The 15926-nt window shown below is 70.1% G+C and carries 9 protein-coding genes; 2 read left to right on the top strand and 7 right to left on the bottom strand.

Going from position 1 to position 15926, the window contains the following annotated elements; genetic code table 11:
* Window positions 1-49: 49 nt before the first annotated feature.
* Window positions 50-1153 carry a branched-chain amino acid aminotransferase gene (locus L324_RS17910; RefSeq protein ID WP_037309332.1) on the bottom strand — a complete coding sequence of 368 codons (1104 nt, stop codon included), beginning with the start codon at window positions 1151-1153 and terminating at the stop codon, window positions 50-52.
* A gap of 117 nt (window positions 1154-1270) precedes the next feature.
* Between L324_RS17910 and L324_RS17905 the strand changes: the two genes are divergently transcribed.
* Window positions 1271-1582, top strand: a complete 312-nt coding sequence (locus tag L324_RS17905; RefSeq protein ID WP_037309330.1) for a hypothetical protein — start codon at window positions 1271-1273, stop codon at window positions 1580-1582.
* Here L324_RS17905 and L324_RS17900 read toward each other — a convergent pair.
* Both L324_RS17900 and L324_RS17895 read right to left on the bottom strand, forming a co-directional pair.
* Complete coding sequence (locus L324_RS17900; RefSeq protein WP_037309689.1) at window positions 1579-2205, bottom strand: ribonuclease FAU-1 family protein; 627 nt, start codon at window positions 2203-2205, stop codon at window positions 1579-1581. The genes L324_RS17905 and L324_RS17900 overlap by 4 nt on opposite strands.
* Window positions 2198-3052, bottom strand: a complete 855-nt coding sequence (locus L324_RS17895; protein ID WP_037309686.1) for a hypothetical protein — start codon at window positions 3050-3052, stop codon at window positions 2198-2200. Before L324_RS17895 ends, L324_RS17900 begins: the two co-directional genes overlap by 8 nt.
* Window positions 3053-3185: 133 nt before the next feature.
* Here L324_RS17895 and L324_RS17890 point away from each other — a divergent pair, with 133 nt between their 5' ends.
* A complete protein-coding gene (locus L324_RS17890; protein WP_037309327.1) occupies window positions 3186-4688 on the top strand; it encodes a leucyl aminopeptidase in 1503 nt (500 codons plus the stop codon).
* A gap of 118 nt (window positions 4689-4806) precedes the next feature.
* Here L324_RS17890 and L324_RS17885 read toward each other — a convergent pair whose 3' ends face one another.
* The 4 genes from L324_RS17885 to L324_RS17870 are packed head-to-tail and all read right to left on the bottom strand — an operon-like array spanning window position 4807 to window position 15926.
* The gene (locus tag L324_RS17885) at window positions 4807-6666 is read right to left on the bottom strand and encodes a hypothetical protein (protein ID WP_037309324.1); all 1860 of its coding nucleotides are present in this window, start codon (window positions 6664-6666) and stop codon (window positions 4807-4809) included.
* Window positions 6663-11750, bottom strand: coding sequence for a hypothetical protein (locus L324_RS17880; protein ID WP_037309321.1), 5088 nt, complete (start codon window positions 11748-11750; stop codon window positions 6663-6665). The genes L324_RS17885 and L324_RS17880 overlap by 4 nt, the downstream gene beginning before the upstream one ends.
* Window positions 11731-14769 (bottom strand): hypothetical protein, encoded by a 3039-nt coding sequence (locus L324_RS17875; protein WP_037309319.1) that lies wholly within the window; start codon window positions 14767-14769, stop codon window positions 11731-11733. The genes L324_RS17880 and L324_RS17875 overlap by 20 nt, the downstream gene beginning before the upstream one ends.
* A complete protein-coding gene (locus L324_RS17870) occupies window positions 14766-15926 on the bottom strand; it encodes a Kelch repeat-containing protein (RefSeq protein WP_051173957.1) in 1161 nt (386 codons plus the stop codon). The genes L324_RS17875 and L324_RS17870 overlap by 4 nt, the downstream gene beginning before the upstream one ends.

Here is a 15926-nt window from a genome sequence, read left to right as displayed (position 1 = left end):
GCAAGGAAAGGACCTTTCATGGCGCGCGCAGGGGCCGGAAGGCGCGAACTCAGCCCAGCGGGTACATCCACCCTTCCGGGGCGGGCCGGGTGCCCTCCTGGATGCCGGTCAGCGCGCCGCGCAGCTTCATCGTCAGCTCACCGGGCTGCCCGCCGGCCACGGAGAACTCGCCGCCCGCGTGCTTCACGTGCCCGACCGGCGTGATGACCGCCGCGGTCCCGCAGGCGAACACCTCGGTCAGCTCGCCAGAAGCGGCGGCCTTCTCCCACTCGTCGGTGGAGACGCGCCGCTCCTCGACCTGGTGCCCGAACGACTTCGCCAGCTCCAGCAGCGACTTGCGGGTCACCCCCGGCAGCAGGGAACCGGTCAGTTCCGGGGTCACGACACGGGCCTCGTCGCCGGAGCCGAAGACGAAGAACAGGTTCATCCCGCCCATCTCCTCGACCCAGCGCCGCTCGACGGCGTCGAGCCACACGACCTGGTCGCAGCCCTTCTCCACAGCCTGCGCCTGCGCCACGAACGACGCCGCGTAGTTGCCGGCGCACTTCGCCTCGCCGGTGCCGCCGGGGACAGCGCGGACGTACTCGGTCGAGAGCCACACGCTCACCGGCTTGACGCCGCCGGCGAAGTACGAGCCGGCGGGCGAGCCGATCAGGGCGTAGAGGTACTCGTTCGCGGGGCGGTTGACGCCGAGGCCTGCCTCGGTGGAGATCATGAAGGGCCGCAGGTACAGCGACTCGCCCGGCTTCGTGGGGACCCAGCGGGAGTCGACCGCGATCAGCTCGCGGATCGAGTCGAGGAAGACCTCCACCGGCAGCTGTGGCATCGCCAGTCGCTCGGCCGAGTTACGGAAGCGGACCGCGTTCGCGTCGGGCCGGAACGCGGCGATCGTCCCGTCCGGCTGGCGGTAGGCTTTGAGGCCTTCGAAGATCGCCTGACCGTAGTGCAGCACCGAGGTCGCCGGGTCGAGCGTGAAGGGCGCGTACGGCCCCACGGTCGCGTCGTGCCAGCCCTGCTCGGCGGTCCATTTCACGGTCACCATGTGGTCGGTGAAGTGCAGCCCGAAGCCGGGTGCGGCCAATACGTCCGCGACGCGTTCCGGGCTCGCGGGGCTCGGGTGCGGGAGGTGGGTGAACTGCGTCGAGGTCGTCATGGCTAAGACGATAACGCTTGGTCGGACCCTCGTTAGTCGGACGTCCGCATATCTTTACCTCCCGCGATCTGTCCGTCGGGACGAACACGGGAGGGCCTTCGCCCCTAGGATGGCGGCGTGACGTTAAACCCGATGCAGCCCGCTCACCCGGCCAAGCCCGCCGCCTCCGGCACGGGGGCCGACATCAAGACGTTCGCGACCGCGGTACTGCTGACCTTCGGCACCGGCGTGCTGATGATGGACGGCTGGGCCCTGCTGGACAGCGGCTTCGGCGCGTTCCTCGGCCTGATCGCCGGCGGTTTCGGCATCTTCTGGTGGAAGAGCATCCACGGCAGGGTGTTCCCGCGCGAGCTGGGCACGAAGTCGGTGGTCATCCTCACGGTGCTCAACGTCGTGCTCGTGCTGCTCCTGCTCCTCCAGGTGAGCTAGAGCAACCCGTCGGGGAGGCCCGGCGCCGGCCAGTCCGGCTCCGGCCGGAAGTCGGTCCACGTCCCGTCGAAGGGGAACCGGCCGGCGTCCGCGAGCGCCCCGATCCGCTCGCCCTCGGCCCGTAGCCGCTCCAGCTGCCCGGCGGTGATGCGGCCGGCGAGGACGGCCTCCTCGGCCTCGTCCTCGTCCTTCCACTGCCAGCGCCCGCCGGGTTCGACGGCGACGTCGAGGATGCCGTCGATCCGGTCCGGCCCGGTCGCCGTGCGCCCCAGCGGGACCTCGAGGTTGACGTACCAGTTCAGGAAGTGCCCGGCGGCGTCGAAGAACCACCAGACCGACGACCATTCGTCGTCGGCGATCCGGCGCAGGGTCGAGGTGTCGCGCCAGAAGTCGGCGACGCGCACCCTCGGCACCCGGAACCGTTCCTCCAGGGGAGCCTCTCGGAAGAGCCGTCCGTCGGCCAGTCTGCTGCCGATGATCGGGGTGTCCGCGGGCAGCCAGCCGAGCAGCACGGTGCCGTCGTCGGAGATGACGCGCAGCGGATGATGCTGGCCGATCGAGCCGTCCGGTCGCAGGAACCGTTCGACGACCGTGTCGCCCGGGGTCCAGAAGGGATCACGCACGCCTTGCACGGTACCGACGGGCACGGACCCGCAGAACCAGTTCGGTGAGCGTTCCCACTCCCGCGAGCCCGAGGGCCACGACCGGCCCAGCGAAGGCCGCGGCGACGGCCACGATCAGTCCACAAGCGAGTGTCGCCTTCGGACGTTCCGGGGAAAGCCGCTCGCGGCCGTCGGTGAAGGCGTCCACCGCGACGGGCACGGTCGCCAGCGCGACCACCACGGTCAGCACCGGCAGCAGCGAGACCGCGTCGGCGGCGGCGAGGAGTTCGCGGAACGACGTCGCCGAAAGACCCATCCGGATCGGCCCCAGCTGGTAGAGGGCGACGGCGATGATCGCCACGGCCACGGCACCCACCGCGGCCGCGCGGCCCGCGCCGGGACGGCGAGGTGTCAGGAACGGCAGCAGGACCAGCACGGCGAGACCGAGCCCCGGCACGGACGGCGGGTCCGGCGCGATGAACTGCGCCAACGGCGGGATGCCGACGCAGATCGCGATCAGGGAGACGGCCGCGGCCAGCAGCAGGCCGGTGACCCAGCGGGCGGCGTAGTCGCCGAGGCGGACCCCGGCGAGATCGGCGACGGTCACCACCACGGCGAACACCGCGGCGGCCGCTCCCGGCGCCGACGGGAAGAGGTAGTGACCGAACGTCGTCGCGAAGACCAGGACCAGGCCCAGCCGTGAAACGGAGCCCGAGATCCGCTCCGGCCGCGACTCCCCCAGCGGCGGCAGCAGCGCCTCCGCCGCCACGGCGCACAGGACCGCGACCACGGCGGCGAGCAGCACCCAGTAGTCCGCTCCGGAGGTGCCCACCGCGAGCGCGATGAGCAGACCGCCAGCCAGTCGCACGCCGTCTCCCTTCCAGAACATCCAGTTATCCGGTCGGCCCCGCTGTTACCCCAGGTCCGACTGTCATTAGCATGGCTCACGATCCGACCGGGCGGCCGCCCGGTACCCACCGCGAACGCGCGAGGAGCCAGAAGTGACCGTGCCGAAGCTTGCCCTGACCGAGAACGCCGAAGCGGCGCTTGCCAAGACGCGCGCCGATGTCGTCGTCGTCGGCACCTTGCAGGGCGAGGACGGTCTGGCGCTCGCCGCCGGTTCCTCCGTTGCCGACGCCGCCTTCGACGGCAAGCTCGCCGAGGTCCTCGGCACGCTCGGCGCGTCCGGCAAGGCCGACGAGGTCGTCAAGGTGCCGACGCTGGGCAAGCTGTCCGCCGGTGTCGTGCTGGCCGTCGGCCTCGGCAAGGCGGGCGCGGACGGCGTCACCGCCGAGCAGGTCCGCCGGGGTGCCGGTGCCGCCGCGCGGGCGCTGAGCGGCACCGAGCGCGCGTTCGTCACGCTGTCGGCGATCGACCTGCAGGCCGCCGTCGAGGGCACCGCGCTCGGCGCGTACAGCTTCACCGAGTACCGCTCGGAGAAGGGCGACGGCCCGGTCGCCAAGGTGGACTTCGTGAGCCCCGAAGAGGGCACCGCCAAGGACCACAAGGCGACGCTGAAGGCCGCCGGTCTCATCGCGGAGTCGGTGATCATCGCCCGCGACCTGATCAACACCCCGCCGAACGACCTGTTCCCGGCCTCCTTCGCCGACCGCGCGAAGACGCTGGCCGAGGCGAACGGCCTCGAGTTCGAGGTCCTTGACGAGAAGGCGCTGAAGCGCAAGGGCTTCGGCGGCATCCTCGGCGTCGGCGGCGGTTCCTCGCGCCAGCCGCGCCTGCTGCGTCTGGCCTACAAGCCCGCGAAGGCGGCGAAGAAGGTCGCGCTGGTCGGCAAGGGCATCACCTTCGACTCGGGCGGCATCTCGATCAAGCCCGCCGCGAACATGGACCACATGACCTCGGACATGTCGGGCGCGGCCGCCGTGCTCGCCTCCGTGGTGCTGGCCGCGAAGCTGAAGTACCCGCTCGAGGTCGTCGCGCACATCCCGCTGGCGGAGAACCTGCCCTCGGCCACCGCGTACCGGCCGGGCGACGTGCTCAGCATGTACGGCGGCAAGACCGTCGAGGTGCTCAACACCGACGCCGAAGGCCGCCTCGTGCTGGCCGACGCGATCGTGCGCGCGGGCGAGGAGAACCCCGACTACCTGATCGAGACCTCGACGCTGACCGGCGCGCAGCTCGTCGCGCTGGGCAGCCGCACCGCCGGTGTCATGGGCTCGGACGAGTTCCGCGACCGGGTCGCTTCGATCGCGCAGGCGACCGGCGAGGGCGGCTGGGCCATGCCGCTGCCGGAGGAACTGCGCGCCGACCTCGACTCGCGTCTGGCCGACCTGGCCAACGTCACCGGGCACCGCTGGGGCGGCATGCTCGCCGCGGGCATCTTCCTGCGCGAGTTCGTCGCCGACGGCCTGCCCTGGGCGCACATCGACATCGCGGGCCCGTCGTTCAACACCGCCGGGCCGTGGGGCTACACCGGCAAGGGCGGCACCGGCGTCCCGGTCCGCACGATCGCCGCAGTCCTCGCGGACATCGCCGCCAACGGCTGACCCACTGGAACCGCGGCTCCGCTGCGAGCTGAAGGGAGCTTTCCCCGCATCTCATGCGGGGAAAGCTCCCTTCACCGCATGAGATGCGGGGAAAGTCCCCTTCAGCTCTCGCGGGTGATCACGGCGCCGGAGGCGGCGGCGTGTCCTCCAGGAGGTCGAAGGCCAGCCCGCTGGAGCCCTCGCCCCGGCCGACACCGCGCCGCACACTGAGCCAGACGACGACGCGGCCGTCGCGCCAGCGCGTCCGGTTGTAGGCGACCGAAAGCCGCGTGCCCGCGCGGGGTACCTCCTCCTCGTTGACGTAGTACTGCGGCTTCTGACCGGCCGGGAGATCGTCGAGACCCGGCCGCAGCAACGTCGTCCGCGGTTTCACCGGCCGCCGGTCCACGACGTCCGGCATCGCCGCGCGCTGCAACCGGATCTCGCGGTTGTCCCCGGGCGCGTGCACCGGGATGAACGGGATCCAATGCTCCGGCACGCTGTTCATCGCGACGTACGAGATCGGCGCCCGCGGCGGATCCTCCCCGGCCGCCGCCGCGACGGCGTCGTGCAGGCGCCGCCGGAACGCGACGACCTCCGCGGCCGCCTCGCTTCCCCGCCGCGGTTCCCCGACCGGCGTGGTGATGGTCTGCTCGATACCCCAGACCAGGTTAGCGGTCTCGTCGCGGATCAGCAGGACCTCCTCCAGCGCGGGACCTTCGGCCACCTTCGGCACACTCGGCGGGAGCAGCAGGTCTGTGTCGGCCCGCACGTCGCCATGACCGGCGGTGTCCAGGGTGAACATCGACCACCGGCGCCAGTCCTCGTCCCGTCCCCGGCCCGCCGGGGTGATCCACTGCTTCTGCCCGAAGACGTCCGTGACGACCAGCCCCTGGATCCTGGAGAGCGTGCCGGCGGGCAGGTCGCACGGCACCTGGTACCAGTCGTTGGAGAACACGAGCGCGAACTCCAGGAAGACCAGCCGCGCGAGGTCGGTGCTGTCGGGCCGGACGGCGGCGAAGTTGGTCTTCCCGTCCTCCTGCGCCCACCAGCGTGCCAGGGGCATCCCGGAATAGCGGACCGGCGCGGGGAACACGGTCCTGGTCAGCGTCGGCTCCGGCGGTTTCGTCCCGCCGACCGGATTCTCCGGATCGACCGAGAACGCGTGCCACTCCAGCGTCCCGCCGGGGTATTCCTCGGCGGAAAGCTTCTTCTCACCCCCGCCCTCGACACCGGCGGCGACCGAGAACCGGTGCTCGAACCGGCCGGGATCCCAGGTCGCGTCCGTCGGTTCCGCCACGGGCCGGTCGATCAGGTTCTCGTACCACCGCACCAGCCGGGCCCCCAGCTTGCGCAGCAGGGCGCTCTGCAGCTGCCCGAGCAGACCGGTGCCGTCCTCGGCGTGCCCGCCGCCCTTGAGGTGCAGATAGAACAGGTAGCCGTCCATCCGGCGTCCGGCGACCGTCTGCATCATCGACCAGACCTCGGGATGCGCCAGCTTCGCGACGTCGTCGGGATTCCCCGGATCAGGCAGCGTGATGGGATAGCGCTCGATGTAGGCGTTCCTGAACCCGAGGAGATTGCCGAGCAGGAGCCGCTCGGCGGCCATCAGCTTGAACCAGTGACGGCCGATCGCCAGCCTCAGGTCGAAGCCGATCTTCTCGGTTCCGGGAGTACCGAACGTCAGCTGCGGACGCCGCCGCTCCGCGACTGTCTCAAGTGGACGATCGGTGCCCAGGTCCTGCGGAGGCCCGGCGGGCGGCTGGAACCGGGTGGGCCTCGACGGCGACACCGCGTAGGTCACGGTGACCGGGCTGCCCGCGTCCGTCCCGCGGAACTCCCCCAGCTGCCACTGCCGGGTGAGCATCCACAAAGGATCCCGGACCTCGGCTCGCAGGGCGCGGTCGAAACCGGTGGTGCGGGGGCGGCCTTCCAGCCGGTTCCACACCCCGACGGCGGGGGCGGCGAGTTCTTCGGTGAAGGACTGGGTTCCGGTCATCGGGTGGCCTTCCAGCGCAGGGTGGCGACGGCGAGGTCGGTACTGATCGTGGCCTGGTCCCGGACCGCCGACATCATCGTCGCCGGGAGGAACTGCCCGAGCACGGTGCCTTCGAGGTGATCGGGTTCCACGGCCCGCGTCTTCGCCAGGTCGAAGGTCTCCTCGATCGCTTCGAGGAGCAGGTCCGTGGTCCAGTTCCCGTCCGGTTCCAGTACCGGCGGGACGACGAGCAGCATCGACTGCGGCGGCTCGGCGTCCGGGCCGTCGTAATGCAGCGCGATCCCCGTCGTCTCGCGTTCGGCGGGGACCACCTCGGTCCATTCGTCGAGCAGCAGCCCGCACTGACGTTCACCGTTCAGCGAGGCCGCGTAGTGCGCGGTGTAGAGCAACCGGTCCTCGACCAGCTGATCGCCCACCTTCGCCGGATCGAAGAATTCCATGGCCAGCCAATGGTCGTCCTCGGCATAGGGCAGCTGGACCGGCGTCAGCCGCGGCTCCTGCCAGCCCCCGATCCCGGTGCCGAGCAGGCCGCCGGGTTCGAGCAGCGCGCCGGCGAGGTGCACCGTCTTCTCCCACAGCCGCGGCTTTTCCCGCACTCTGGCCATCCCGTGCAGCCAGTCGTCCACCGGGAAGTCACGGTCGGGTTTGCCCGGCCGATCGTCGGTCAGGTGCTCGACGAGGGCCTCACTGTCGTTCCGCGCGTCGCGCCATTGGTCGAGCATCTCCTCCGACGGCGTGAACTCCGGGACCACCAAGACGTCTTCCCCGAGCAGTGCCTTGAGGGCGTCGATCCCGGCGGCGACCCGCTCCGGTCCGGCAGGCACCTCGTCATAACGAACCAGGAGCTTTTCCGCGGCCTGCCGCCGTCCGTCCTTGTGCGCGGCGGCGTCACCGATGAGGTCGGTCTTGAGCTTTCCCGCCCGCGCCAGCAGTTCCGCACCGTAGGCGAAGATTTGGTCTTCGAACGGTTCGAGGTCGAGACCGGCCGGATCGATGTCGGTCAGCGGCAGTTCGCGTGCCACGTCGGCGAGCAGGCCGCTCAGCGTCGACTCGGTCGTCCCGGCGATCCCGGTCAACCGGCCGAGGCGGGCCTCGAACGTCGTGCGGGCCGAACGCACCCGCGCCCGCATCCGGAACACCGACGTTTCGCGCGGATTCGGTTTCATCACCAGCAACCGCTCGATCTCTTCCAGCAGCCGGAACCGCTCCGCGTCCGATGCGGACGACGGGAGCTTCTCGTACCGGGTGAACAGCACGTCCGCGGCCTTCAGCGCACGGTCCATCCTCGCGACCACCTCGGCGACGGCATCGAGGACGCGGGCGAACACGCCACCCCGCCACAGCGACAGTTCTCCCCAGCCGCTGACACCCAGTCCAAAGTCGCCCGCGGCCTTGGCCAGTTTCGCGTACCGGGCGAGGAAATCGTCGATGTGCTCGACGACCTCCGCCGGTTCCAGCGCACCGAGATCGGCGAGGAATTCCGTGACGTCCTCGCCGAGGCTGGTCAGGGATTCCAGAACCGCGGCGGGGCGTTCCCGGGAGAGCGAGACGGCGTCGTCGGCCGCGCGTTCGACCCGCGCGGTACCGGCCGCGGGGATCAGATCGGTCGGCCGCAGCGGCCTCGCCGTCGTCAGCAGCGAACGCAGGGCGCCGATCAGCGGGGACAACTCGAAGAAGCTCACCTTCCCGGAAACCCGTTCCGTGTACTGGATTTCGAGTTCGGCGTCCGGTCGCGGGCGCGCCTCCTCGATGACGACGCCGAGAATCCGGTCGTCCAGGTCGGTGGCCTCCGCCGCCCGCGCCGGCGGCACCGCCCACAGCAGGTCGATCGCCTGCAGTCCGGCCTCCGCCTGGGTCACCACGTGGACGTGCTTCTTGTTCTTGTGATCGAGCCAGGTGACCGACGCCGCCACCGAGCCCGGGTCGGGCAGCATGTCGGCCAGCCAGTCGTTGACCGCCGGTTCCGCCCTGGCGCGGGGGTTGTTCCGGCCCGGCAACGGCGCGCCGTGATCGGGTCCGAGGCCGGCGGCGAACTGCAGGCCCAGCCGATGGGTGAGGGTGGTCCCGCCGCGCGGGGTCTCGACCACCGCGGGCTCGGGCAGGACACCGCCCTTCGCGTAGGAGTCCAGCGTCGCCGACGCGCGTTCGGTGTTGCCCTGAAGCACCTGATGCGTGCCTTCGGCGACGATGAGATCCGCCAAAGCGTCCTGCGCGTCACGCAGGGCATCGACCTCTTTGCCGATGTCGTCGAGCTTGCCGGGATCGGTGATCTCCGGGAGACCGGTGAGCTTGTACGGGTACACCCGCTCTTTCTTGTCCAGCTTGTCCACGTGACGAAGGAAAGCGAGCCCGTCGATGACGTTGCGTGCCTCGACCTGTTCGACGCTCGTCGGCAGCCCCGGCCCCTGGGCCGGATCCGGCACCGACTCCGCGATCTTGTTCGCCCGCAAGGGGAAGTGGAACCGAAGACCGGCGATGACCTCGTCGAGCCCGACTCTGCGGTCGTGCAACCCGCGTTCGAATCGGTAACCGAGCAGCGCCCCCGGTGCCTGACCTTGTCGCATGCCGTCCAAAAGGGACAGTGCGACCCGGACCCTGGAGGAGCTGAGGTTCACGGCGAACGTACTGTCCGCACGCTGCTTGCCGTTGGCGAGAAACCCGGCCCGCAGCACCGCGGCCGTACGCGCGTGGGCGGGCGACGGCGCGTGGATGTAACCACCGTTCTTTTCGTCGTGGGGCAACGGTTCGGTACCGAAGATGGCGGGCAGACCGTCGGGGAGCCGTTCCGTCGCCGGGGTCCCGGCTCGCTCGATCTTCTCCAGCCTGCCGTACGCCCCGAGATGGAGACCGCGTTTCGGCGGGCCACCGGCGGGATCGCGGCGCAGTTCGGCCAGCCGCTCGTTGACGAGCCCGAGGCGCCAGGCGTCGAGCCGGTAGGTGGCACAGTCGAGGTGCTCGGCGAAGACGCGCTCCAGCCGCGCCGTCGGTACCTTCGAGAGCAGGCGCAGCGCCTCGATCTGCTCGGACAGGTCCGCGGCGGCGGGGCTCGTGTCGAGCACGACTTCGGCACCGGGCGTGCTCAAAGCGAGCCTTCGGGCGGCCTCGGCGGCGCCGAGCAGTACGGCGTGCCGTGCCAGCAGGTACAGCAGCGCCGACGGCGGGACGTTGTCGTCGAACCCCTCTTCCTTGCGTACCTTGTCCAGATTTTCTTTGCCGTAGTGGGCCAGCCAAGCCAGGTAGTTGCCTTCCGGCGCGTAGTCGCGGATCGGGTCCACTTCGGACAGTTCGCGATCGTCGACGACCGGCGCCGGTATCGGCTGGGCCTGCTCCTCGAACACCCGACGCAGCAGGTCGGGTTCCGGGTCCGGATCGACGGTCCGGTGACCGAACCTGGCCAGTACGTCCCGGATCGGCGCGCTCAGGACGGTCTCCAGCCGCTCGGCGAGCCCCGGCTCCCGGACGGCCAGCTCTTCGGCGCTCCTGGCGAACCGCTGGTGGTACTCGGCCGAGGTCGGGTGCAGCGCGAGGATGTCCAGCAGCTTCTGGTGCGGGTCCCCCGTGGCCGAGTCGAGATACTGGACCTTCGGGAGCGCGTCGTGCCAGTCGCGCGATGCCTCCTTCAGCACGTTGTTCAGTGCCGCGCGGTGCGGCGCGGTCGGCGGGAAGGCGAGCTTGGAGAACACGGTCGTCGGCAGGATCCCGTACGGCTGTCTGCCGATCTTCACCACGGGAAGCGGTCCGCGACCGGACACGTGCTCCAGGAAGAACTGCCGCGTCTGCGCGATCTGCTGCTCGGTCAGCACCCCGTTGAGCAACGCGGGAAGGTAGTAACCCCAGGTCGCGGGCCACAACGCGGTATGCGCCGCCCTGGCCTCCCACCGGTCGCCGCCCTCGGCGTTCGCCACCCCGGCCAGTACGGCCGGATCGAGACCGAGCAGCTCGGCGAACCACTCGCCATCGGTCTTCTCCCACCACTGCGTCGCGCCGGCCGCGAATCCGGCGGCCGTGGCGAGCTTCGACTCGGCCTCGGCCCGAGGGTCCTGGCCCGCGGCCGCCCGGTCCGAGTTGTTCGTCGGCGTTCCTTGGGGCAGGAAGCCGAATCCGGCCGGAGTGCGGATCTGGTCGGTGAGCAGCTTCGCCCAGTCGTCGGCGGACTTCTGCGGGGTGGCCCCCTCACGGAGACCGAGCACGACGAGCCGATCGAGGGTGCCGAAGGTGGCCCCCACCGTGACGCGGATCCCCATCCCGACGTCTTCGGCCGCTTTGAACTCGGTGAGCCACTTCAAGGCGTCCGGAACTCGCAGCGCCCCGGTCTCCTCGTTGATTTCGAGCTGTTTCTCCCTGGGCTCGGCAGGGTCGGGGCTGACGGCGAGATCGGCTTTGACCGGTCCGCCGCTCTTCGTGAAGATCCGCGTATCACCGACGTAGCCGAAGGCCGTGAACTTGTCCGGCAGCAGACTCGCTTTCGCGGCGGTCGTCCAAGACTCCTCCGCGATCTCTCCCGCGGGCAGCGGCGGGAGTACCATGAACGCCACCGTCACCAAGATGCCCGTACTCGACGCCGCACTGTCCAATCCGGACGGACGCACCGCCCGGATCGCCTTCGCCCGGATCGCGCCCACGGCGACGAGCAACGCGATTTCCGCCTCCCGCAGCTTTTCGCGGTCCCCATGCGCCTTCCAGACCGAAGTCCAGTAGGTCACGGTCGGCTGACGATCCTCCTGCGCGACGGGCCGCGGGGTGACCACGACCAGGATCGTGGTCCCGGTGGCGACCTGGGTCGGCCGGTCTCCGGGATTGGCGGGCTTGTACTTCTGAAGCAACCACGCCGCCCGCCCGGCGGCGACCCGGGTGGAGAGCTGTTCGAACGCGACCCGCTCCGCGAGCGGCGAGCCGCCGGCGGCCCAGAGCGTGACCCAATAAGCGTCCAGTGCGGCGAGTTCGGCGCGGGTGGGGCGCTCTTCGAACTTGTCGATCGACCATTCGTCGGGGAACACCCGGATGAGCAGTTCGTCGCCGACGTACCGGGTCTCCACCCGGACCGGTCCCAGCAACACCGGGAAATCAAGTTTGAGGTCGGGCATCGGCCAGCATCTCCTGTGCGTGTACGGCCACCAGGACCGGTGCCTGGAAAAGGATGTAGGCGACGTCGGCGGCACTGACGTCGGGCGCCCACTCGGTGATGTTCACGTCGTCTTCGCGCTGCCGCTGCTTTTCCTCATCGTCGTCGTCGCCGTTGAAGTCGTCGAGGCCGACTTCGACGCCTCGGTCGAACCGGATGAACCCGGATCCCGGCGTCCCGGGATCGAGATGGCCCCAAGTGGCGTCGTTCCACACCTCGACTTCGGGCAGCGCTCCCGGTGGTGGTTCGTCGAGCCCGAACCGGGGATCACCGGGACGTTCCTTGAGCACGAAGAACCAGCCGAGCCCGTCCGCCCCGCCGAACCGGGCTTCTTCCTCACCCAACGGGAAACCGAGCAGGTAGATGTCCGGAGAGATCTTGGCTTCGTAGATCGGCAGGCGCACCATGTCGTCGGTGAGCGGGACGTTCGCCGGAATGGGCAGGATAGTGCGCTCGCCGGTCTTGTTCTGCGTCCCGTCCTTGTTCAGCGGCCAGGTGGCCTTGTGCGCGTAGATCGCCACGTTCGGGTATTTCTTGAGCAGTTCGCCGCGGATCACGAGGACGAGGTCCTTGAATTGTTTCTCGCCCGGTTGCCGCCGATGGTTGTTCTCACCGAGCTTCGCGGTCTTGCTCCAGCGGTGCAGCGGCAGGATGTCGTACAGCCGTTCCCGCCACGCCTCCCGGGATTCACCCGGCTTCAGCGGCACCGGTCGCGGATCCCAGAACTGCCGGAACGGTGTCCCCCGCTGATCGGTGGGGAACTCCCGCCAGAGCAGCTCTCTCGCCATTTCGTGGTTGAGCCCGATCAGGTAGGACTCGATGAATTGCCGGTTGTTCTCCAGCAGGGTGATCGAGTTCTCCGGCAGCAGGCCGATATTGGGCACGAACGTCTCGGCGGAGAATTTCGCCAGCTCTTCGTACATCGGCATGTCGAACACCGGATACGCCTGGATCTCGATCAGCTCGCCGATCGCGAGCCGCAGCCGCTCCGGCAGGTTCATCGAGTCCGCCAGGCTCTCCAGCAGGGTCTTCTCCGCCCGCAGGCCGTCGAGCATGTCGTCGATGGCTTCGATCACGCCGAGCTGGTCGTCGACGACCTCCGCTTCCCCCATCGCCGCGAGGGAAAGGTCGACGCCGAACGTAGCGACCGTGACCGGTGGTGCGCCCTTGGTCCGCGCCGCACTGACCTCTCCCCGGTCGATCCGGTCCACCAGCACGTCGAACTGAGCGCCCGTCGGCAACAGCCGCTTCCTCAGCCGCGATCCCGGCCGGGTGATCCGGCGCATCGGCGCGGACATCGGCGCGGCGGTGACCCGGCTTCTGTCCACTTTGTACCCGACGGCGAACAGCTCAGGCTCTTCCGCCGCGGCTGCCCTGGCACTGGCCGAGGCTCGCCGTTCGACCACGCGTCCGTGCACCGGCGCCGTCAACGTCAGCGCCCGCGCCGAAACCGGCTGGTCCGCGGCCGCCGCGCCGGGCGGCCGCGCGGGAGCGGTCGGGGCGAGGTGCTTGCCCTGCAGGCTGTTCCCGAGCTGACGCGCCAGCTGCCCGGCCCGGATCAGCGCGTTGGCCCGCTGGATGTCGCCGAGCTGGCTCCACGCGGAGGCCATGAGTTCTTCTTGCCGTGCCTGGACGACCTTGGTGCCGAACTGCGCGGCGACGCGGTAGCGCGGATCGAGGTTGAGCCGGTGCACCCAGTTGCGCTGCCGGCCGGCCGGGACCGGCTGCCCGTCCTCGGTCAGCAGCGTCCGGGTCAGCGACGGCCAGCAGCCGTACAGCGGCGGGGTGATCACCGGATCGGTCACACCCGCGACCGCGGCGACCCCGGCCGTCCCGGCGGCTTCGGCGTTCGCGGCGGGCGGCGGTTGCTGCCGGTAGGCCTGTGCAAGGTTGACGAAACTCGCCATCGCCCGCTGCCAGTGGTTCGGATAGGGCGACGCCTGTTCGGTCAGGTAGCCGTCCCAGTTCTCGAATGCGTCGGGATGGCTGTCGGTACGGGGAAGCTGAAGGGCGCCACCGAGTTTGAGGACCCCCTGGGGGTCGGTCGGTGTGGTCAACGGCGGCAGGTCGTACACCGGGCGGTGCGCGTCCATGGGACGTCTGCCGACCGGATCGTCCGCCTCGTACGGCTTGAGCAGCCGGACCAGGTACTCGAAGTCACCGACCGTGCTCGTGGTGAAGGACCAGCGGTGGTAGTACGGCAGAACGACCTGACCGGCTCCCGTTCCCCAGCTCGGGACGCTCGCCTTGAGATCCTCGGGAACTGGCTCGCCCAGTCCGGCCAGACGGCCCGCTTCGAAGGCGGGCACCAGGAAGGCGTGATAAGTCGTGGCGGGCTTCAGATGCCGGGGACAGAGCAGCCGCGAACAGGCGCTGTCGGGCGATTCACGCAGCACCCGGCTCAGCCTGTCCAGCGCCGCGTTCATCTCGGCCGGTTCTCCAAGGGCGAGCCGCTCGCCCAGCTCCCCGTTGACCTGGACGTGCGCCCACGCGCCGAGTTCGCCGGACGGCTGCAGCGCCCGCGGGTTCGTCACTTTGACGAACGGCAGCGGTTTGTCCGGCAGGACACCGTCTTCGAACTCCGCGGGCCCCGTTTCCCCGCCTGCGGAAAGGACGATCAGCGCGAGCCAGGGAGCCAGCCGTTTCGTCGTGTCGTCCGGTTTCGCCGGACTGTAGCGCCAGAGGAAGTCCTCGTCGTAGAACTCGATGTGCGCCAGGTAGTTCGGTTCGAAGTTGGGGATGCCCGGCTTCGGTTCCGTGCGGGAGATGGCGCGCGGATCGACGCCGACCACGTCACCAGGGCCGTAGAGCTGCACCGATTCCTTGACTTCCCGGTACGGCACAGGGCCGTCTTCGATCGCGTCCCCGGTCAGTCTCAGCTCGACCGGGATCGTCGCGCGCGGCCCGGCGACGTCACCCTGGATACGGGTGGTCAACCCGGTCCGCAGCCAGGGCAGGAAGGAGTAGGCGTTCGCGCTCACGAACCGCTCCCGAACTTCTCGGCCGTGGCCGCCAATTCGGCCTTCTGTGCCGCGGCGGCGAGGCCAGTCCTGGCGATGCCGCCGACGACAAGCACGGTGGATCCGGAAGCCACGGCGGCGAAACCCCAGCGTCCCTCGGCCAGCCCCGGCGTCACCGGCTTCCACTCGCCCGCCTCGTAGCGCAGGACACTGCGGTAGCCCGCTTCGTTCGCGACGTCGTCGGCGCCGCCGGTCACCACGACCCGCCCGCCGCCCACGGCGACCGCGCGATGGAGGGCTCGGCCGCCCGACATCGGTTTGGCGTCCCGCCAGGCGCCGGTCGTCCCGGTGAGTTCGAAGATCTCGGTGGTGCCGCGGGCGAACGGGTCGAACGCGCCCTCGGCCGTCACCCCCGGCGCCTTCCCGCCGGTGACGAGCACGGTGGTGTCGGACAAGGCCGTCGCGGTATGCCCGCTCCGGGGAAAGCGCATGGTGGCGGCGGCCGTCCAGGGGCTGGTGCCCGCCGCGGCCGTCGAGTCGTAGATCTCGCAGAACGCCAGTGCCGGGTCGTCGCCCGTCCCGACCGGCACGCTCCCTCCGCAGACCAGCACCTTTTTGCCACCGCTCAAGACCACCGCGACATGCCCGGTCCGCGCGTCGGTCATGTCACCCGCCGTCTCCCAGGTCTTCGTGACGGGATCGAACAGCTCGGCGGAACGCAGCGCCATCGCCTTGCCGCCGGGCCGGAGCGTGCTGCCGCCCGCGACCAGGACCTTGCCGTTCGACAGCGTCACGGCGCTGTGTCCCCACCGGCCCGCCTTCATCGGCTTCTCGACCGGCAGCCATTTGCCCTCGGCCGGGTCGTACAACTCGGCCGTGGCCAGCGCGGGTCCGCCTGCCGCGCTGATCCCGCCGGTGATCAGCGCCTTCCCGCCCGCGAGCGGCGTCAGCGCGTGCAGCTGCCGTGCGGTCCCGAGCAGGAGGGGATCCGACCACTTCCCGGTATCGAAGTCGAAGACGGCACTGTGCTTGACACCGGCGAACGTCTCGTCCGCGCCTCCGGCGAGGAGTGCCTTCTTGCCGCCTTCGAGCAGCACGGCGGCGTCGTGCTGTCCGGCCCACGTCACGGCCACGGCGTAGGGAGGAGCGGTCGGGTCGGCCGCGAGCACACTGGTCAT

This window comes from Amycolatopsis orientalis DSM 40040 = KCTC 9412 (assembly GCF_000478275.1).
In the GTDB taxonomy this organism is placed as follows: domain Bacteria; phylum Actinomycetota; class Actinomycetes; order Mycobacteriales; family Pseudonocardiaceae; genus Amycolatopsis; species Amycolatopsis orientalis.
The sequence above is the reverse complement of the archived record's forward strand: the minus strand, read 5'-3'. Positions and strand labels throughout refer to the sequence as shown.